This is a genomic window from Loktanella gaetbuli (assembly GCF_020531945.1).
Lineage (GTDB): Bacteria > Pseudomonadota > Alphaproteobacteria > Rhodobacterales > Rhodobacteraceae > Loktanella > Loktanella gaetbuli.
Map to the genome: position 1 here is coordinate 31,425 of NZ_JAJATZ010000008.1, position 18,375 is coordinate 49,799.

At 62.1% G+C, this 18,375-nt stretch carries 17 protein-coding genes; all 17 read right to left on the reverse strand.

Going from position 1 to position 18,375, the window contains the following annotated elements:
- Window positions 1-24 precede the first annotated feature (24 nt).
- The 17 genes from LGQ03_RS14415 to LGQ03_RS14495 all read right to left on the reverse strand — a co-directional run bounded on the left by LGQ03_RS14415 (window position 25) and on the right by LGQ03_RS14495 (window position 18,367).
- Window positions 25-1,326: a pectinesterase family protein gene (locus LGQ03_RS14415; RefSeq protein ID WP_226748964.1), complete on the reverse strand. Its 1,302-nt coding sequence runs from the start codon at window positions 1,324-1,326 to the stop codon at window positions 25-27.
- Entirely contained in the window at window positions 1,326-2,381 is a 1,056-nt protein-coding gene (locus tag LGQ03_RS14420) for a glycoside hydrolase family 88/105 protein (RefSeq protein ID WP_226748965.1), read from the reverse strand. The genes LGQ03_RS14415 and LGQ03_RS14420 overlap by 1 nt, the downstream gene beginning before the upstream one ends.
- Window positions 2,371-3,876 carry a polygalacturonase PglA gene (gene pglA / locus LGQ03_RS14425; RefSeq protein ID WP_226748966.1) on the reverse strand — a complete coding sequence of 502 codons (1,506 nt, stop codon included), beginning with the start codon at window positions 3,874-3,876 and terminating at the stop codon, window positions 2,371-2,373. Before pglA ends, LGQ03_RS14420 begins: the two co-directional genes overlap by 11 nt.
- Before the next feature lie 63 nt (window positions 3,877-3,939).
- A complete protein-coding gene (locus tag LGQ03_RS14430; protein ID WP_226748967.1) occupies window positions 3,940-5,202 on the reverse strand; it encodes an ABC transporter substrate-binding protein in 1,263 nt (420 codons plus the stop codon).
- 10 nt (window positions 5,203-5,212) lie between these two features.
- On the reverse strand, window positions 5,213-6,349 hold the full coding sequence (locus LGQ03_RS14435) for an ABC transporter ATP-binding protein (RefSeq protein WP_226748968.1): 1,137 nt from the start codon (window positions 6,347-6,349) through the stop codon (window positions 5,213-5,215).
- Window positions 6,349-7,260, reverse strand: a complete 912-nt coding sequence (locus LGQ03_RS14440) for a carbohydrate ABC transporter permease (protein ID WP_218144657.1) — start codon at window positions 7,258-7,260, stop codon at window positions 6,349-6,351. The genes LGQ03_RS14435 and LGQ03_RS14440 overlap by 1 nt, the downstream gene beginning before the upstream one ends.
- Before the next feature lie 4 nt (window positions 7,261-7,264).
- Window positions 7,265-8,149: a carbohydrate ABC transporter permease gene (locus LGQ03_RS14445; protein ID WP_226748969.1), complete on the reverse strand. Its 885-nt coding sequence runs from the start codon at window positions 8,147-8,149 to the stop codon at window positions 7,265-7,267.
- Window positions 8,149-9,534, reverse strand: a complete 1,386-nt coding sequence (locus tag LGQ03_RS14450) for a family 4 glycosyl hydrolase (protein WP_226748970.1) — start codon at window positions 9,532-9,534, stop codon at window positions 8,149-8,151. Before LGQ03_RS14450 ends, LGQ03_RS14445 begins: the two co-directional genes overlap by 1 nt.
- A complete protein-coding gene (locus tag LGQ03_RS14455) occupies window positions 9,531-11,054 on the reverse strand; it encodes a UxaA family hydrolase (RefSeq protein WP_226748971.1) in 1,524 nt (507 codons plus the stop codon). Before LGQ03_RS14455 ends, LGQ03_RS14450 begins: the two co-directional genes overlap by 4 nt.
- Complete coding sequence (uxuA, locus tag LGQ03_RS14460; RefSeq protein ID WP_226748972.1) at window positions 11,047-12,219, reverse strand: mannonate dehydratase; 1,173 nt, start codon at window positions 12,217-12,219, stop codon at window positions 11,047-11,049. The genes LGQ03_RS14455 and uxuA overlap by 8 nt, the downstream gene beginning before the upstream one ends.
- The gene (locus LGQ03_RS14465) at window positions 12,216-13,655 is read right to left on the reverse strand and encodes a mannitol dehydrogenase family protein (RefSeq protein ID WP_404807668.1); all 1,440 of its coding nucleotides are present in this window, start codon (window positions 13,653-13,655) and stop codon (window positions 12,216-12,218) included. Before LGQ03_RS14465 ends, uxuA begins: the two co-directional genes overlap by 4 nt.
- Window positions 13,633-14,376 (reverse strand): 2-dehydro-3-deoxy-D-gluconate 5-dehydrogenase KduD, encoded by a 744-nt coding sequence (gene kduD, locus LGQ03_RS14470; protein WP_226748973.1) that lies wholly within the window; start codon window positions 14,374-14,376, stop codon window positions 13,633-13,635. Before kduD ends, LGQ03_RS14465 begins: the two co-directional genes overlap by 23 nt.
- Window positions 14,373-15,197: a 5-dehydro-4-deoxy-D-glucuronate isomerase gene (kduI, locus tag LGQ03_RS14475; RefSeq protein ID WP_090159742.1), complete on the reverse strand. Its 825-nt coding sequence runs from the start codon at window positions 15,195-15,197 to the stop codon at window positions 14,373-14,375. The genes kduD and kduI overlap by 4 nt, the downstream gene beginning before the upstream one ends.
- 17 nt (window positions 15,198-15,214) lie before the next feature.
- The gene (locus LGQ03_RS14480; protein ID WP_226748974.1) at window positions 15,215-15,520 is read right to left on the reverse strand and encodes a cupin domain-containing protein; all 306 of its coding nucleotides are present in this window, start codon (window positions 15,518-15,520) and stop codon (window positions 15,215-15,217) included.
- 8 nt (window positions 15,521-15,528) lie between these two features.
- Window positions 15,529-16,809 (reverse strand): TRAP transporter large permease, encoded by a 1,281-nt coding sequence (locus LGQ03_RS14485; RefSeq protein ID WP_090159740.1) that lies wholly within the window; start codon window positions 16,807-16,809, stop codon window positions 15,529-15,531.
- Between the two features lies 1 nt (window position 16,810).
- Window positions 16,811-17,332 carry a TRAP transporter small permease gene (locus LGQ03_RS14490; protein WP_226748975.1) on the reverse strand — a complete coding sequence of 174 codons (522 nt, stop codon included), beginning with the start codon at window positions 17,330-17,332 and terminating at the stop codon, window positions 16,811-16,813.
- 54 nt (window positions 17,333-17,386) lie between these two features.
- A complete protein-coding gene (locus tag LGQ03_RS14495; RefSeq protein ID WP_226748976.1) occupies window positions 17,387-18,367 on the reverse strand; it encodes a TRAP transporter substrate-binding protein in 981 nt (326 codons plus the stop codon).
- Window positions 18,368-18,375 lie beyond the last annotated feature (8 nt).

Below are 18,375 nucleotides of genomic sequence, written 5' to 3' on the forward strand. Positions count from 1 at the left end.
GCGGTGGGCGAAAACAATACGGCCTTATGCGGTCGAATTGCCGTATTCCCCCAGAAATATCGTGTCAGGGCAGATGTCGTCATAGCTTTGCCCCTGCTGTCTCAGCCAGTCGGCCAAAGGGGACAGCATATCCGCCGCACGGTACAGAACCGGGCGATGCCGTGGGTTCCAAGTGTTGCCAGACCAGGCGTCCCAAGGTGAGGCAGCGTCGATATGACCCGCGATCCTGGAATGCAGGATCACGCATTTTCCGACGGCATTGAGGGTCGCCAGACTGATCGTCCCGACGGGTGCATGGTAGGCAGAGGTCGGACCGATCGTGACCCTGTACCCCGAAATATCGGGCAAGCCGAAAGGTGTGGCGCGGACGCCCTCGAACCATTGCCGTCCCAGGTGGAACTGGCCCGGTCGGGCATGTCCGTCATGCGTGAAATGGCAGTCGTGGAACACGAACCCAAACCGCGTTCGGATGTCGGTGCTGGGTGCCGTGGCCCATGATTTCGCAGCACGGCTGGTCAGCGTTCGGATCGTGCAGCGCGCGAACCATGCCGTCGACTGGCCAAAGATGAAATCGACGTCGCCTTCGATATCGCAGTCGGTGAAACACGATCGAACGGTCTCGCCCCGGGTGGGCGATTGCAGATACAGCGTGTCCTGAAAACTTTTGAGCGCAACATTCTGCACCTGCACCCGATCCGCGCCCGCGACGAGCAAGGCCACCGCCTGATGCTGGCCGGTGGTGAATTGCCCGGCGGCGTTCCTGTCATCGGACCCACCTTGTGCGCGGTCGCAATTGTAGGTGTTGCGCACTGTCAGATTGACCAGTTGCGTGCCGTCCGCCTCGACCCTGATGACCGATGCGTTGGCGGTGGTGATCGTGTCCAGCGCCGCGATCCGATCGTGGATCGAACGCACCGAGGCATGCGCCTGCGCGAACGACTGGCCGAACTTTGCGCTGTATTCCGTGCCGGACATTTCCGCGTCGATGTTTTCGGACAGCACGACATCTGCGGGATGATCGCCCAGCCCGACCAGTGTAAAACGGGCAGCACCCCGTGGCAGATAAACCAGCCCTGCGTGTGTGCCGGCGGCAATCCCGATCACGACGCGACCTGTGCGGCCCTCGGCGATGGCCAGATTGACGGCCGTCTGCACGCCGTCGGCGTCACAGCCAGAACCCACGACATAATCCGGCACCAATCTTGCGGGGTCCAGCGGTTCTGGCGTCCACGGGTCATCGCGCTCTGCACCGGCGGAGCCGACGTAGCGCAGCACCTGTGATCGGGTATACCCGGCGGCCTGCGCAGGTGTCAGTTGCGGGCGCATCAGCGCTGCATCAGCGCAGTTGCCATCATCAGCGGACCGACGCCTTTGATATCGTCCGCGACGCGCGCTTCGGTCAGGTAGTACGCGGCGCTGCCGTCCCGGAACCGGTTTTCGTACCAGCCAAGGCCCGCGACCTCGCAGATGTCGACCATCTCTTGCCCCCCGCCCGCTCTGGGACGCAAGCACCGGGTCACGAGCGTTGTGACCAACCCGTCGGGCACGACGTTCAGACCCAGATCGGCACCGCGCAGCAGCGCGTAGGTGAACATCGCCGATGCAGAGGTTTCGGAATAATTGCCATCCAGATCAGGCTGATCCATGACCTGCCACCAGATGCCGTCCGCCGTGCGCAAGGCAGCGATCCGGTCCAGCAAGGTGATCGTGCGATCCCTGAGCGGCGCGAAATCATCCCCCACAAGGTCGGCCACATCGACCAGCGCCATGGCAAGCCAGCCAATCGCCCTAGCCCAGAATGCCCGATTGAATCCCGTCGCGGGGTCCGCCCAGGGCTGTTCGCGTGCTTCGTCGTAGGCATGCCAGTACAAACCGCTTGCAGGGTCGCGCAGGGTTTCCAGTGCGGTATCCAATTGCGCCAGACTGTCGGAGACACCACCTGCATCGCCCCTTGCCTGTGCATGGGCGATCCGGAACGGCTGCCCCATATACAGACCATCCAGCCATATCTGCCAAGGGTAGCGCAGCTTGTGCCAGTAAACGCCGCTTTGGGTGCGCGGCTGGGTCTGTAACTGCCGCGCCAGCAGGTCGGCCGCTTTCATATAGTGCGAGTCCCCGGTCAGCCCGTGCAGATACAACAATGTCCGGCCCGGCAGGATGTTGTCGATGTTGTAATCGGACAAACCATAGCCCTTCAGACTTCCATCCTGGCCAATCTGCGGATCCGTGAGGCGTCGCAGATGGTCCAGCCAACGCGCCTCGCCCGTCTGGTGATGCCAGGCCTCCAGACCGCGATAGAGCAAGCCATCCTCATAGCACCAGCTTCCACCCTTGTAGGGTTGGTAGCGCCGTGCGTAGTCGTCGAAATAATCAGCCAACATCGTTCAAGTCCTCGAGTATCTCAGTCAACGCGGCCTCTGCCTGGATCATGGCAAAGCGGTGCAACAGCCCAGCGTGTCGTGCAGGGGGCAAATGACAGGCCATCAGCGTTTCGCCCGCCTCGGCTGTCGCATCATAGTCAATCGTGATCCCTGACAGCCGCAGGCCGCGCACTGGTGCCTCTGGCAGGCCCAGAAACGCTCCCGCCGCGTGACGCACGCCGCGCAGTCGCAGGTTGGAGATGGTGATGTCAGACACCTGCGGTGTCGTGTCATCCACGGGTGCAGGATCACGCGACTGCACCGCCGCAGACTTTCCATCTGCATCACAAAAGTAAAAGGCATTTATGGCCAGTGCCGTTCCCACGCCGTCCATGACCACATCATCCATGGTGATGCGGGATACCTGCCCACCACGGCCACGGCGGGTCTTGATCCGCAGGCCACGGTCCGTGCCCTTGAACGCGCAACGGGTGATATCGACGTCGGTGATGTCGCCACTCATCTCGGACCCCATGACGACCGCGCCGTGGCCGTCCTCCATCAGGCAATTCGCAATCGTCAGATGACGGGTGGGGGCGATGTGATCCACGCGGGTATCGTCACCCGTGCCGCGCTTGCCTGCCTTGACGGCGATGCAGTCGTCACCAACGCTGATGTGCAGCCCGCGTAGCTGCACCTGTGTGCAGCTTTCGGGATCGAACCCGTCGGTGTTGGGACTGTCGGCAGGATTCCGGATATGCAGCGCGGCCGCCGTCAGCCGGTCGCAGCGGAACGGATGGACCGTCCATGACGGTGAATTGCGGACAGTGATGCCGGACAGCACCGTGTCCGTGCAATGGGCCAGAAACAGCGTGCGGGGTCGACGCGCGCCGTCGCGGGTTTCCTTGGGCCAGTGCCACCAGTCGCCACGGTCGCCACCACCATCCAGCGTGCCGCGGCCCGTGATCGCCAGATTGGCGCAGCCGATGGCTGTCACGGGTGAGGCAAAACTGGCAGCGGGAAGCCCTTCCCACGTACCGATCACGCGCCCAGTATCGTCGTGTTCCGGCAGGATCGGCCAGCCGCCGCGGTCTGCAACAGCCTCCAGTATTGCCCCGTCGGCCAGCCAGAATGTCATGTCGGATTTCAGGAACAACGGGCCACTCGCAAATCGCCCTGCGGGCACAAGCAGCGTGCCACCCGTGGGCACTGCATCAATGGCCCGTGCAAATGCATCGGCGTTGTTCGCCGCACCGGCCGCGACGCCGAAATCGGTGGCATCAATCAGACCGGCGCAGGGTTTGGTCGTAAAACGGACCGCCTCTTCGGCGGTGGCAAATGTATAGGAAGTATCGGGAGCAAGCCCTTCGATGAACACGGGAACGGTATGTGAGACGCCGCCTTGGTCAGCGCCCTCCAACCGCCAGCTGACCGGCGCATCCAGATGGTAGCGGGCCTTGTCTGCGTGGATGAGAATGGTTGCGGTGTAAGGTGTGATTGCGAGGACGTTGAGCACGAAACGGCGCTTTCCAGGGGAATTGTTCTGCTGGCGCCGGTGCAGACCGACGCCAGCATGCAGTTACTTGTCTTCGAGTGCTTCGCTCACGAGCATCAGGATTTCTTCGGATGCTTCGGCACTGTCCAACTCGCCATAGGCGAACAGTTCCAGCGTGTCCTCGATGCCCGCACGTACGTCGGGATCCTCGTTGTAGGGGCTGATCGCGGGTGCGACCGCTTGCATCACCATGTCCTGCGCATCGACCTGGATCTGTTCGATCCCCCCGTTTTCCAGCAGCTGGGCCGCGGCCACGTCGGACGACGGCACACCACGGGCGGACCCCATGGCCGCGATCCCGTCGGGCTGCGTCAGCAGGCAGTTCAGCACCTCTGCCGCGGCCTGCTGATTGGGCGAATTGGCCGAGATCGAAAACACCATGGACGGCTTGCGGTAGACACCGTCGTTCTGCGCGCCTTCTACGCGCAACAGTCCAGCCGGCACCAGTTCCTGCCCCTCGGCCAAGGGATCAGAAATCTTGAAGAACGTCGTGTCCCACTGATAGCTGCCCGCGATCTGACCAGAGGTCCAATCCGCGTTTTCATGCAACGCGATGTTGCCCTGCGCCGCGCGGTCCTGCCAGCCCTTGATGACATGGTTGTCGACCATCGCCTGATACATGTCGATGCCCGCTTGCAGTTCGGCGGCGGACCACTGAACCGCGTTGGTTTCGGGATTGATAAAGGATTTGCCAGTCTGCTGGGTCACGATCATCTGGATCAGCAGGGACGCGTCCAGACCGATGCCTTCAAGCGGGTAATAATTGTCGCCCAGCTTTTCGGCGAACACCGGACCGGCAGCCATCAACTCGTCGAACGTGGTCGGCAGAGGCAGACCGGCCTTGTCAAAGGTGGTCTTGTTGAAAAAGAAGATGCGACCTGACACCGACGCGGGAAGGCCGTTCAACGCGCCATTGCGGGTGGATGCCTCAAGTTCTTCGTCGGACCATTGGGACAGGTCGATCGTATCCGCGAACTGACGCAGATCGGCAAAACCGTCACCGTTTTCGGAAAAGATCGGCAGCCACGGCCAGTTGATCTGCATGATGTCGGCCTCTGTGCCGCCTGCCAGTTGGGTGGCGACCTTTTCAAAATGGCCGGACCAGCCCGTGAACTCTGGCTTGATCGTATGGCCAAGCGCCTCGCCACAGACCTCAAGCGCGGCTTGCGTCGCCTCGTGACGGCTGTCGCCGCCCCACCAGCTCATCCTTAGGTCTTCGGCCTTGGCTGTCCCGGCCAGGGTCGTGGTGGCCAACGCAGCCCCCAAAATCGTTTTGAAATATGTCATGTTTTCCTCCCTATGACAGTGATTTGGTTTGGTCCGCGAGCGAGATGTTCGCCCCGCTTTCCCGGTCGAACAGATGGATTCGCGCGCCGTGGGGGCGCATCGAAACCGCGTCACCGCGCCGGATGCCGGTGTCGAATTTGTCGTTCGGGATCACGGCGATAAAGGTGCTGTCCCCGATGTTCATGTGCAGATTGACCTCGTGGCCCATGAACTCGATGTTGTGGACCGTGCCGGCAAAGGCATCGGGCGTGCCTGCCGCCACGATGTCCATGTTTTGCGGCCGGATGCCGAATGTGACCGGCCCCTCCTGCGCGGTTAGCCGCGCGGCCAATTCCGGTGGCACAGCAATGGACTGGCCAGCCAGCGTGATTTTCAGACCGCCGTCATCGGCCAGCACCGCCGGGGCCAGGTTCATTTCGGGCATCCCGATGAACCCGGCCACGAACGCATTGGCAGGCCGTTCATACAGCGTCACCGGATCGGCCACCTGCATGATGTGGCCTTCTTTCATAACGCAGATGCGGTCGCCCATGGTCATCGCCTCGACCTGATCGTGGGTCACGTAAACCACGGTCGCGGGCCGCCCTTCGTCGCGCAGACGCTTGTGCAGATCGGTGATCCGAATGCGCATCGACGCGCGCAGCTTGGCGTCCAGGTTCGACAATGGCTCGTCGAACAGAAAGACTTCGGGCGATTTGATCAGCGCGCGGCCCACGGCAACCCGTTGGGCCTGACCGCCCGAGAGTTGCTTTGGCAGACGGTCGAGCAGTTCCTCGATCTCGAGAATGCCCGACACCTCTTGCGTCGCACTTTCGATCCTGGCCGCAGGTTCACGTTTGAGCTTTAGCCCGAACGACAGGTTCCGCCGCACTTTCATATGCGGATAAAGCGCGTAATTCTGGAACACCATCGCGATGCCCCGCTTGCCCGGAACCAGGTCGTTCACGACGTTTTCCCCGATGCGGATTTCGCCGCCGGTGATGGTTTCCAGTCCCGCGATCATCCGCAGGGTGGTGGATTTCGCACAGCCCGACGGCCCCACAAGCACCATGAATTCGCCGTCCGCGACATGCAGATCAATGCCATGCACCGCCTTGAAGCCGCCGCCATAGACCTTTTCGACGGATGTAAGTTGCAGATCAGCCATCAGCCTTTGACCCCTCCGGTTGAGATACCTTCGATGAAGTATTTTTGAGCGATGAAGAACACGATCAGCGACGGGGCCAGCGCAAGCACGGTCATCGCGAGGATCTGGTTCCAGTTGAACGCCTCGGTCGTGTCGATGCTGAGTTTCAGCGCAAGCGACACCGGATAGTTTTCGACCGAAGAGATGTAGATCAGCGGCCCGAGGAAATCGTTCATGGTCCACATGAACTGAAACAGACAGACCGAGATGATGGCCGGCATCAGCATCGGCACGACCACATACCAAAGCACCTGGAACGTGTTCGCCCCGTCGACCCTTGCTGCCTCTTCCATGTCACGCGGGATCGACCGCATGAACTGGATCAGCATGAAAACGAAAAACGCCTCGAGTGCGAACCACTGCGGCACGAACAGCGGCAGGTAGGTATCCAGCCAGCCCAATTCCCGAAACAGCAGGTACTGCGGGATGCGCGTGACCACGTCGGGCAGCAGCAATGTTGCGATCAGGATGCCGAAAAGGATCTTCTTGCCCGGAAAATCGAACCGCGCGAACCCGTAGGCCACGATCACCGATGAAAACGCCGTGCCCAGCATTTTCGGGATCACGATATAAAGCGAGTTCATGAAGAACCGCGCAAAGGTATAGGGCGTCGAGGTTTGCCAGCCATCGATATAGCCTTGGATCGTAGGGTCCTTGGGCCAGAACGCGGCAGAGCTGAATATCTCTTCGTTGGTTTTGAACGATGCGCCCACCAGCCAGATCAGCGGATAGAGCATCAACAAGCCAAATGCAGTCAGCACCACATAGCGGATGATCGCGCCGCGCCTTTGTTCGCGCTGAATCTTGAGTTCCTGCGGCGACCGCGTGCGTTCGGACTGCGGCATCGGTTTGAGATCGGGGATCGTGGTCATGGCCTCAGCTCCTCTTGTCGCCGGCGTAGTAGACCCACTTTTTCGACGACCAGAAGGCAATCAGGGTCAGCACCATGATGATGACGAAAAGGACCCAGGCGATGGCAGAGGCATAGCCCATGTCAAAGCTCTTGAAGGCCTTGTCGTAGATATAAAGCGGCAGCAGATAGGTGGATTTCAGCGGACCACCATTGGTGATGATGTAGGGGCCGTTGAATTCCTGAAACGCCTGCACCGTCTGCATGATCAGGTTGAAAAAGATCACCGGCGTGATCAGTGGCACGGTGATATAGCGGAACTGCTGCCATTTGCCCGCGCCGTCGATGCTGGACGCCTCATACAGCGATTTGTCCACGGATTGCAGTGCCGCGAGAAAGATCACCATCGCCGATCCGAATTGCCAGCAGCGCAGCAGCGTCAGCGTGAACAGCGCATTCTGCGGGTCGCCGAACCAGTTGACCGGTTCCATCCCGATGGCCGTCAGGCCCATGTTCACCAAGCCTGCTTCGGCAAAGATGTAGCGCCACAGCACGGCAATCGCGATCGACCCGCCCAGAACCGACGGCACATAATAGGCCGTGCGGAAAAACCCGATCGCCTTGAGCTTGTAGTTCAGCACCACCGCCACCAGCAGCGCAAAGGCCAGCTTCAGCGGGACGGTCATGAACACGTACAGCAGCGTGACGTTCAATGATTTGGAAAACGTCCGGTCACGGGTAAACAGCCGTTCGTAGTTGTCGAGGCCCACCCATTCCGGCGTCGACAGCAGATCGTAATCCGTGAACGACAGATAGAGCGAGGCCAGGAACGGAAAGGCCGTGAACAGAAACAACCCGAAGATGTAGGGGGACACATAAGCGATCCCCAGAAACTTGCTGTCACCACCCATTACGAAGCCTCCCTCAATAGATCACGGGGCAAATGGTGCGATGTGGCCTGCACCATTTCATGAAACATCAGCCGCGCCGTATCCGTAGGCAACGGCGCAACCAGAGGATCGGTGCGGAACAGGCCGAACAGATCGTCCCAGCGGTTTTCGACCACTGCAGCCAGCAGGTCTGTCTGCCGTGCCGCATGGTCCCGTACGATGTCGTGCAGCGCATCGGGCAGACGCCCGGCTACCAGTGGTGTCACGCCCAGCGATGAAAACAGCGCGTTCGTTTCCACAATCGTGCCCATGGGCAGGCCGTCCATCTGGCCGCGATTGGGCAGGTTTACGTTGCTGACAAAATCACCTAGCCCCATCAGCCCCTTGATCTGATCGACCAAGGCCTCGTCCGAACGGTCAGCATGCGGCGCGCCCTCCCCTGCGGCAAGCGCACTTGCCCGCGCGCGTTTTTCGGTGCGGTCCCGGATCCGGTAGGACACCGGCGTCAGCGCGAAATCCCAGTCCTGTGCGGTATCGAGGTATTCGGCCTGCGGCACGAATTCTGCCAGGTGGCGATCCCCGGCAGCGGCGGGAATGCCAAAGCGGCGATACATGTCAAACTTCACACGACTGCGGTCCATGAAATACAGATCGTGCTCGTCGCCCGGATCGACCGCGCGCGGGGACCAACCGCTGTTGCCGTGCTGATCGGCAAAGGCGCGATAGGCGGGCAGCATGTCGCGCCCGTCCAGCCCGATGGCATCGACAAAGGTAAAGTGATTGATGCCCAGCACGTTGACCTGCACATCGCGGTGGCTGTGGTGCTGGGCACCCGCCTGCTGATTGGCGATCCAGGCAACCTGATGGCGCAGCTTTGTCACCTCGTGGCACTCTCCCCACAGGCGGATGCCCGGAAACGCGTGATACATGGCAGCCGTCAGCACGCTCATCGGGTTGGTCAGGTTGCAGACCCAGGCCTTTGGCGCATGATCGCGGATGGCCTCGGCAATCGGCAACATCATCGGGATCGACCGCAGCGCCCGCACGAAGCCGCCTGGACCGACCGTATCGCCCACCGCCTGCTTGATCCCATATCGCGCGGGAATATCCACGTCGTGGGCCATGTCATCGAATTCACCGGGCAGGATCGACACGACCACCACGTCAGCACCGGTCAGGGCGTCCTGCAACGATGGCACCGCCCGATAGACCGCGGGCGTCCCCTTCGACACCTCGGCGAACCGTGTGCCGATCCTGGCGTTCCGCTCTGCCGCGGCATGGTCGATGTCATAAAGCCTGACATGGGCTGCCAGCGCCGTGTCATGGGCCAGATCAGCCATCAGCTTGGTCGCCCAATTCAACGATCCACCGCCGATATATGCGATTGTTACAGGTCTCCGGGTCACATCACCGCTCCGATTTGCCAGGGTACGAATTCGTTGTCGCCCAGGCCCAGCGCCTCGGACTTGGTCGTCTGCCCCGATGCGGTGGCGCGGATCAGGTCAAAGATTTCGCGCCCCTTGTCGGACATCGTGATCCCACCGGACAGGATATCGCCGGTGTTCAGGTCCATGTCGTCGGGCATCTGGTTGAACAGACGGTCCGACGTGGCCAGCTTGATCGTGGGGGCGGGTTTCGATCCAAAGGCCGAACCGCGACCCGTCGTGAACACCACGATCTGCGCACCACCCGCGATCTGCCCCGTGGCGGACACCGGATCATAGCCCGGCGTGTCCATGAAGACGAAACCGGGCTGCACGACCTGTTCGGCATAATCATAGACCGCCATCAACGGGGTCGCCCCGGCCTTGGCCGCAGCGCCCAACGACTTTTCAAGGATCGTGGTAATGCCGCCCTGCTTGTTACCGGGGCTTGGGTTGTTGTCCATCGAACCGCCGTTCTGCGCGGCGTAACCTTCCCACCACTTGATCTGCGCGATCAGCTTGTCGGCCACGGCCTGGCTGTTCGCACGACGCAACAGCAGTTGTTCGGCACCGTAGATTTCGGGCGTCTCTGACAGGATCGCGGTGCCGCCCTGGGCCACGATCAGATCGCTGGCGATGCCAAGCGCGGGGTTTGCAGTTATGCTGGAAAATCCATCGGACCCGCCGCACTGCAATGCGACACGCAGCGCGCTCATAGGCTGGGGGGTGCGGTTGATGTCGTTCACCGCAGGCAGGATCAGCGCCACATGCGCCTTGATCGCGTCCACTGTGGCGCGGGTGCCGCCAGTGTCCTGAATGGTCAGCGCATGGAACCGGTCGGTGCCCGCATCGCCGAAATGCGATTGCATCCGCGCGATCTGCATGACCTCGCATCCAAGACCGACAAAGACCGTGGCACCCACGTTCGGGTGGGTTGCGTGACCCCACAGAACCCGGTCCAGAATGTCATAGCCACGCCCGCTGTTAGCCATGCCGCAACCGGTGCCGTGGGCCAGTGCGACGATGCCGTCGACATTCCCGTAGCCGTCAAGCAGGCCGCTTGCCTCGATCTCGGCGGCGGCACGCCGGATCACCGTGGCCGAGCAGTTCACCGTCGCCACAAGGGCGATGTAATTGCGCGTGCCCACGCGGCCATCGGCGCGGGCATATCCGTCAAAGGTCAGGGCATCGGTTTGCGGGATTGCCGCTTGGGCCGACGCCAGATCGGCCCCGATGGCGTAATCCTGTTCGGGATTGGCAAAGGTGCAGTTGTGCGTATGGACATGCGCACCCGCCGCAATCGCCTCGGTCGCCTGGCCGATGAACTGTCCGAACTTGATGACCGACGCACCCGCAGGCATCGCAACGCGTGCAACCTTGTGACCCGACGGGACCGGTGCCACCAGCGGCGCACCAAGGCCCAGCGGATCGGCACCCGCCCCGGCACGTTCCGTCAGGACGGCGACCGTATCACCGGGGTGGAGGACCAGCGGATCAGTCATGGGCCAACGCCTTGATCACGCCGCGCAGCTCTGCCAATCCGCGCAGCCGACCGATCAGCGGATAGCCGGGGATCAGGTCGCGGGTCAGGTCCGACAGCATGTGGTGGCCGTGGTCGGGCCGGAACGGGATCGCATGGTCGGCACGGCCCGCATCGCGGCGGCGCGCCTGTTCCGTCAAGAGCACGCGGATCAGCGCGACCATATCCGTGTCGCCCTCCAGGTGATCCGATTCCTCGAACGATCCATCGGGGTCCTTTCGGACGTTGCGCAAGTGCGCGAAATGAATCCGGTCGGCCACTTGGGCCGCAATCGCGGGCACGTCATTTGCGGGATTCGCCCCGAGAGAGCCGGAACACAGCGTGATTCCGTTGGCAGGACTTTCGTGCGCCTTCAGCACCCAATCAAGATCAGCACCATCCGACACGATGCGCGGCAGACCCAGAATGTCACGGGGCGGATCATCGGGATGCACGCACAGCCGCAGCCCCAGATCTTCTGCGGTCGGCACCACCTCGTCCAGAAACCGTTTGTAGTTGCTGCGTAAGGCGTCGCGGTCGATGCCATCGTATCCCGCGAGGGCCGTTTTCAGACCAGCTATATCGTAACGGTCGAACGCCCCCGGCAATCCCGCCATGATCGCAGACAGCAAACCAGCGCGGTCGTCCTCTGTCGCCGCCTGAAACCAAGCCGCCGCCTTGGCCAGTACCGCGTGGCTATAGTCGTCCTCTGCCGCGCGACGCCCCAGCATGTAAATTTCAAACGCGGCCATGCGCACGGCATCGAACCGCAGACAGGTGGCACCGCCGTCAACGGGGGCCGCCAGATCGGTCCGCGTCCAGTCCAGCAACGGCATGAAGTTGTAGCAGATCGTGGTGACGCCCTCGGCCGCGAGATTGGCCATGGACTGACGGTAGTTGGCAAAGAAGGTGGTCAGATCGCCCTCGCCCTTTTTGATCCGCTCGTGGACCGGCAGGCTTTCGACCACGACCCAATTGAAACCCGCATCCACGATCTGACGCTTGCGCGCGGCAATCGCGTCTTGCGGCCAGACCTCGCCGTAGGGGATACCGTGCAGCGCGGTGACAATGCCCCGCGCGCCGGTCTGCGCCACGTCACCCAAGGAAATGCTGTCGAATTCTCCGTACCAGCGCCAACTCTCGATCATCGGATGGCCCTCTTGATGGCGGCACGGACACCGTCCTGCCAGATGACCGACGCGGCCTGTGACACAGGCCCCTGCAAGCGGTCAGCCAGATCGCGGGGAAAGATTTCCGCCACCGACAACAAGGATGCGACGATGCCGGCAGGGTCGTCCTGTGACTGTGCCAGTGCATGCAGACGGTCGGCCATGGGATCGCGCACGTCGATGGGCTGTCCGGCCGCATCCGTGCCGGTGACATAGCGCATCCATGCGGCAATGGCCGTGCAAAGTCCCTCGACGGGTCGTCCCGCATCGAGGTTGTCGCGCACCGTACCCAGAATGCGTTGCGGCAGTTTCTGGCTGCCGTCCATCGCGATCTGCCATGTCCGGTGGCGGATGGCGGGGTTGGCGTAGCGGTCCATCAGGGCATCGGCATATTCGGTCAGGCTTACCCCCTGTGGCGCAGTCACGGCGGGCGAGATTTCGGACCAAAGGGCATGGACGTACGCGGCGAAATCGGGGTCCGCGACGGTGTCCGCGATGGTCTCGTGCCCGGCCAGATAGCCGGTATAGGCCAGCGCGGAATGGGTGCCGTTCAGCATCCGCAGCTTCATGTCCTCGTGCGCGGTGACGTCCGCGACAAGTTCGACACCCGCAGCCCTCAGGTCGGGGCGGGTGCCGCCGACGAAATCATCCTCGACGGCCCATTGGGAAAACGGCTCGTGCAGCACTGGTGCGGCATCGGGGATGCCGGTCAGGGCAGTCACCCGCGCGATGTCGGCCTGGGTGGTTGCGGGGGTGATCCGGTCCACCATCGTTGACGGAAACCTGCCCTCGGCTGCAATCCAGTCGGCAAGCGGCGGATCAATCTGCCGCGCGAGTTGCAACACCATTTCACGCACGAGCCTGCCGTTGTTTGGCAGATTGTCACAGGTCAGCACCGTAAAGGGGGGCGTTCCCGCAGCCCGGCGGCGCGCCAGCGCCCGCACCAGAAAACCCGGTGCCGACACGGGCAGGTCATGCGACAGATCGTGCCGGATATCAGGATGATCGAGGTTCAGTTTCCCGGTCGCGGGATTGTGGCAATATCCCTTTTCCGTGACGGTCAACGTGACGATCCGGACGCCGGGATCGGTCATTGTCGCCAGTACCGCTTCGGGGTTTTCTGGCGCGACGAGCACGTCATTGAGCAGCGTGATATCGCGCGTCTGCTCGCCTTCGGGGGCCAGCGTGACAGAGGTGTAGTGCCAGTCACGCAGGCGCAGCGCGTCGCGTGTGTCGGGGCTGCGCAGGGACACGCCCACGATGCCCCAATCGCCGCCCGACGCGGCCATTGCGTCGGCGATATAGACGCAACCGAATGCGCGAAAGAACGCGCCAAGTCCCAGATGGACGATGCCGGTTGCTGGACGCGCCACCGCGTCATTCATTTGACCGTCAGCGGGCAAGCCAGCCTCCATCCACATTGAGGACCGCGCCATGGACATATCCGGCCGCAGGCGTGCACAGGTAAACAGCAGCCCCGGCGATGTCCGACGCCGCGCCCCAGCGGCCCGCCGGAATCCGTTCCAGGATCGCCCTGTTCCGGTCGGGATCGGCGCGCAGGGCCTCGGTGTTATTGGTCTCGATGTACCCGGGGGCCACGGCGTTCACGTTGATGCCCTTGGCCGCCCATTCATTGGCCAAGAGCTTGGTCAGGCCGGCGACGCCGTGCTTGGACGCGGTGTAGCTTGGCACGCGGATGCCACCCTGAAACGACAACAGCGACGCGATGTTGACGACACGGCCAGTGCCCCCGCGCGCCAGGACCGCCCTGGCAAAGGCCTGTGTCGTAAAGAACAGCGCCTTGAGGTTCACATCCATCACCGCGTCCCAGTCGGCTTCGGTGAAATCGACCGCGTCGTTGCGCCGGATGATGCCGGCGTTGTTGATCAGAATGTCGATGGGCTGGTCGTCGAACAGCCCCTGCCCCGCCATCGGATCGGTGAAATCCACCAGCATGGATGATGCCGTCCCGCCCACATCCGCGATCATCGCAACTGTCTCGTCGCAGGCGCGGCGGCCCGCGCAGATCACCTCTGCGCCGGCCTGCGCCAGACCGACCGCAATGGCTTGTCCGATGCCGGTGTTGGCCCCGGTGACCAGCGCACGGCGGCCTGTCAGATCGAACGGCGTGCTCACCGCAAATCCCCCATGGCGACCATGTCCATATCCGTGAAATCAACGTTGTCGCCCGCCATCGCCCAGCAGAACGTATAGGACGACGTGCCCGCGCCCGCGTGGATCGACCAAGGCGGAGAGATCACGGCCTCTTCGTTGGCCATGACGATGTGACGGGTCTGGTCCGGCTCGCCCATCAGGTGAAAGACGCGCTGGTCTTCGGGCATCTTGAAGTAAAGATAGGCTTCCATACGGCGGTCGTGCAGGTGCGCGGGCATCGTGTTCCAGACCGACCCTTCGGCGAACTGCGTGTAGCCCATCAAAAGCTGGCAGGATTTGCAGACCTCTGGGTGCAGAAATTGGATGATCACCCGCTCGTTCGCGGTCTCGCGCGCGCCCATCTCGACACGGCGGGCGTCCTTGAGCTTGATCAGCGTCGTCGGATAGGTCTGGTGCGCCGGTGCCGACAGCACATAGAACCGCCCCGCGCCGCTGAATTCGACCGGACCCGCGCCCATGCCGATATACAGAACCTCGCCGTTCTCCAGCTCATAGCTCTCGCCGCCTACCGACACCGTGCCGGTGTCACCGATGTTGAGCACGCCCATCTCGCGGCGTTCCAGGATCGTCGCGGTGCCGGTGGCCTCGACCTTGTCCAGCGTCAGGGTGCCGCCCGCGGGCACAGCAGAGCCGAGGATCAGGCGATCATAATGGCTGTAGACCAGATTGATCTCGCCGTCCGCGAACAAGCCACCGACGTGAAAATGGTCGCGCAACTGATCTGTGTCCAGCGTCCGGGACGTGGCGGGATCGATCGCGTGGCGTGTTTGGGTTTTCAGCATGGTCATGTCTTTCTGGTTCAAAGGAAATCGTCGCGACGAGGTGTAAAGGTGTCGATCAACGTGCCCGCCTCGTGGCAGGTGCAGCCGTGCCGGGCACCAGACGGGATCATCAGACTGTCGCCCGGCCCCAGATCATGTGCCGTGCCATCGACGGTAAAGGTGAAACGCCCGCTTTCGACATAGGTGGCCTGCACGTGCGGATGATCGTGCAGCGCGCCCTGGGCGTCCGTGTCGAACCTGAAGGCGACGAGCATCATTGCGGGATTTTCGGCTAGAACCTGACGGGTCACGCCGGGGTCTGTCGGAACGACGGGATAGGACATGGCGGACCTCATCTGAACAGTGCCGGCAGCCACAGGGACAGCGCGGGGATATAGGTGACAAGCATCAGGGTCAGGAACGCGGCCCCATAGAATGGCCAGATGGTGCGCACCGCGTCCCAGACGGGAATCCGGCCAACAGCGCAGCCCACGAACAACACGGCCCCTACCGGCGGGGTGCACAGCCCGATGCCAAGGTTCAGGATCAGGATCACGCCAAAGTGGACAGGATCGACACCAAAGGCCACGGCCACCGGCAGAAAGATCGGTGTCGTGATGACGATCAGCGGCGACATGTCCATGAAAGTGCCCAGGATCAGCAGGATCACGTTCAGCAGCAGCAGGATGACGATCGGGTTGTCAGACACGTTCTGCAGCAGGGCGACCATGGACGCGGGCACCTTGGTGTAGGCCAGCAGCCAACCAAAGGAGGCTGCGCACCCGATCACCAGCAGCACCATGGCCGTTGTGCGCACGGCGGCGAATGTCGCTTCCTTGAAATCGTGCCAGCTGAGGCTGCGATAGACGAACAGCGTCACGACCAGGGCATAGACAACGGCGATGTTCGACGATTCCGATGCGGTAAAGATGCCCGAACGCACGCCACCGAAAATGATCGCCACAAGGATCAAGCCCGGTGCGGCAGAGGCAAAGAGGGTTCCGATCACGCGAAATCCTTGGAATGGCTGGACGGGATAGCCCTTGCGCTTGGCGACCCACCAGGCGGCCAGCATCAGCAACAGCGCCAGCGTGAAACCGGGGATGATCCCTGCGGTGAACAGATCGGCGATGGAAATGCGCCCGCCCGCCGCGATGGAATAGATGATCATGTTGTGCGACGGGGGCAGCATCAGGGCGATGATCGAACTGACGACCGTGATGTTCACCGCATAGTCGACATCGTAGCCGCGTTCCTTCATCTGGGGGACCATCAGACCGCCCACCGCGCTGGCATCCGCCGCGGCAGAGCCGGAGACACCGCCGAACATGACCGACGACAGCACGTTGACCTGTCCCAGACCGCCGCGAAAATGCCCGACAAAACCGCTGGCCAGCGCCACCAGACGCCGCGCGATATCGCCACGCACCATCAGATCGCCAGCGTAGATAAAGAAGGGGATCGCCATCAGCGCAAAGACGGACACGCCGGAATTCAGGCGTTGAAAAACCACGACCGGGGGCAGGCCCAGATAGGCGATGGTCGCAAAACTGGACAGACCCAGGCAGAACGCCACCGGCGTCCCGATCAGCAGCAAAAAGACGAATGTCCCGAACAGAACGTAAAGTTCCATGCTACGCGGCCTCCGGGTCTTCGCCGAACCGCGCCGTGGGCAGGCCCGCAGCACGGCGCAACACGCGTTCGATGGAAAACAGGACGATCAGGATGCCGCCCGCGACAAGCGGCGCGAAATCGAATGCGCCAGAAATACCAAGGCTGGGCAGGACATTGCCCGCTGTGCGCGCAGCCAGCTGCCAGCCGAACCAGATCATGCCGATCCCAAAGGCCGTGACTGCGATGTCTGAAATTGAATAAAGCACCAGTTTCGCCCGCAACGGCAGCATGTACAGCAGCACGTCAAAGGACAGGTGGTAGCCTTCGCGGATACCCACGGCGGCCCCCAGAAAGATGAACCAGCCCATGATCATGACCGATGCGGGTTCGGTCCAGATGATGCTGTCATTGAGGATGTAGCGCCAGACCACCTGGGCCGCGATCAGTACGGTCATCAGGACCAACCCGGTTCCGGCCGACCACAGGGCCAGCCGGGCCAGATGCCCCGTCCAGATCGCCGCTTTTTCCATCGTCTGCCGCATATGTCCCCCGCAAAAATCGACCCGCCGCATCAGCGCGGCGGGCCGAAGGCGTTTTTATTCAGTGGCCTGAATGTCGGCGACTATCTGCTGCAACACCGCAGAGGTGACGTATTTGTCGTACACGGGCCCCATCGCTTCGATGAACGGAGTCTTGTCGATGTCGCTGATGACCTCGACGCCAGCCTCACGCACACGCGCCTCGGATTCGGCTTCGCGGGCGGCCCAAAGTTCACGCATGACCGGCACCGAATCCCGGGCGGCCTGACGCACGATCTCCTGATCCTCGGCGCTGAGGCCATCAAAGGTCGATTTCGCCATCACCAGCACCTCGGGCACGATCAGATGCTGATCGAGGGTGTAGTATTTCGCCACTTCGAAATGGCCAGAGCTGTCGTAGGACGGCCAGTTATTTTCTGCCCCGTCGATGACGCCGGTCTGGATCGAGGAATAGACCTCGCCATAGGGCATCGGGGTCGCGTTCGCGCCCAGCGCATCGACCATGTCCACGAACATGTCAGACTGCATGACGCGGAATTTCATGCCGGCCAGATCGTCGATTGATGCGATCGGCTTTTCAGAGTTGTAGAAACTGCGCGATCCGCCGTCGTAGAATGCCAGGCCAACCAGATCGTGATCGCTGAACGCATCCAGAATCTGCTGTCCGACAGGACCGTCCATGACTTTGTGCATGTGGTCGGTCGAGCGGAAGATATAGGGCAGCGACGGGACCTGCGTTTCTTCGATGATGTTGTTGAACGGCCCGAGCGAGACACGGTTCATGTCGATCACACCGAACTGCGTCTGTTCGATGGTGTCCTTTTCCTCACCCAATTGGGCTGAATGAAAGACTTCGACGCACAGGCGGCCGTCGGTCCGCTCTTCCAATAGGCGGCCCATTTCCTCGACTGCCGCCACCGTCGGATACCCTTCGGGATGCGTGTCGGACGACCGGAACGTCGTTTCGCAGGCGGATGCGGCAGTGACGGTTGCGACGCTCGCCAACAGGGCCGCACCAAGTGTTTTCGTGTAAGTCATTTTTCCCT

What these genes read in the sequence shown, in the direction of transcription:
- LGQ03_RS14415 (WP_226748964.1), bottom strand. Translation starts at nt 1,326, where the DNA reads ATGCGCCCGCAACTGACACCTGCGCAGGCCGCCGGGTATACCCGATCA.
- LGQ03_RS14420 (WP_226748965.1), bottom strand. Translation starts at nt 2,381, where the DNA reads ATGTTGGCTGATTATTTCGACGACTACGCACGGCGCTACCAACCCTAC.
- LGQ03_RS14430 (WP_226748967.1), bottom strand. Translation starts at nt 5,202, where the DNA reads ATGACATATTTCAAAACGATTTTGGGGGCTGCGTTGGCCACCACGACC.
- LGQ03_RS14435 (WP_226748968.1), bottom strand. Translation starts at nt 6,349, where the DNA reads ATGGCTGATCTGCAACTTACATCCGTCGAAAAGGTCTATGGCGGCGGC.
- LGQ03_RS14440 (WP_218144657.1), bottom strand. Translation starts at nt 7,260, where the DNA reads ATGACCACGATCCCCGATCTCAAACCGATGCCGCAGTCCGAACGCACG.
- LGQ03_RS14445 (WP_226748969.1), bottom strand. Translation starts at nt 8,149, where the DNA reads ATGGGTGGTGACAGCAAGTTTCTGGGGATCGCTTATGTGTCCCCCTAC.
- LGQ03_RS14455 (WP_226748971.1), bottom strand. Translation starts at nt 11,054, where the DNA reads ATGACTGATCCGCTGGTCCTCCACCCCGGTGATACGGTCGCCGTCCTG.
- uxuA (WP_226748972.1), bottom strand. Translation starts at nt 12,219, where the DNA reads ATGATCGAGAGTTGGCGCTGGTACGGAGAATTCGACAGCATTTCCTTG.
- LGQ03_RS14465 (WP_404807668.1), bottom strand. Translation starts at nt 13,655, where the DNA reads ATGGAGGCTGGCTTGCCCGCTGACGGTCAAATGAATGACGCGGTGGCG.
- kduI (WP_090159742.1), bottom strand. Translation starts at nt 15,197, where the DNA reads ATGCTGAAAACCCAAACACGCCACGCGATCGATCCCGCCACGTCCCGG.
- LGQ03_RS14480 (WP_226748974.1), bottom strand. Translation starts at nt 15,520, where the DNA reads ATGTCCTATCCCGTCGTTCCGACAGACCCCGGCGTGACCCGTCAGGTT.
- LGQ03_RS14485 (WP_090159740.1), bottom strand. Translation starts at nt 16,809, where the DNA reads ATGGAACTTTACGTTCTGTTCGGGACATTCGTCTTTTTGCTGCTGATC.
- LGQ03_RS14490 (WP_226748975.1), bottom strand. Translation starts at nt 17,332, where the DNA reads ATGCGGCAGACGATGGAAAAAGCGGCGATCTGGACGGGGCATCTGGCC.
- LGQ03_RS14495 (WP_226748976.1), bottom strand. Translation starts at nt 18,367, where the DNA reads ATGACTTACACGAAAACACTTGGTGCGGCCCTGTTGGCGAGCGTCGCA.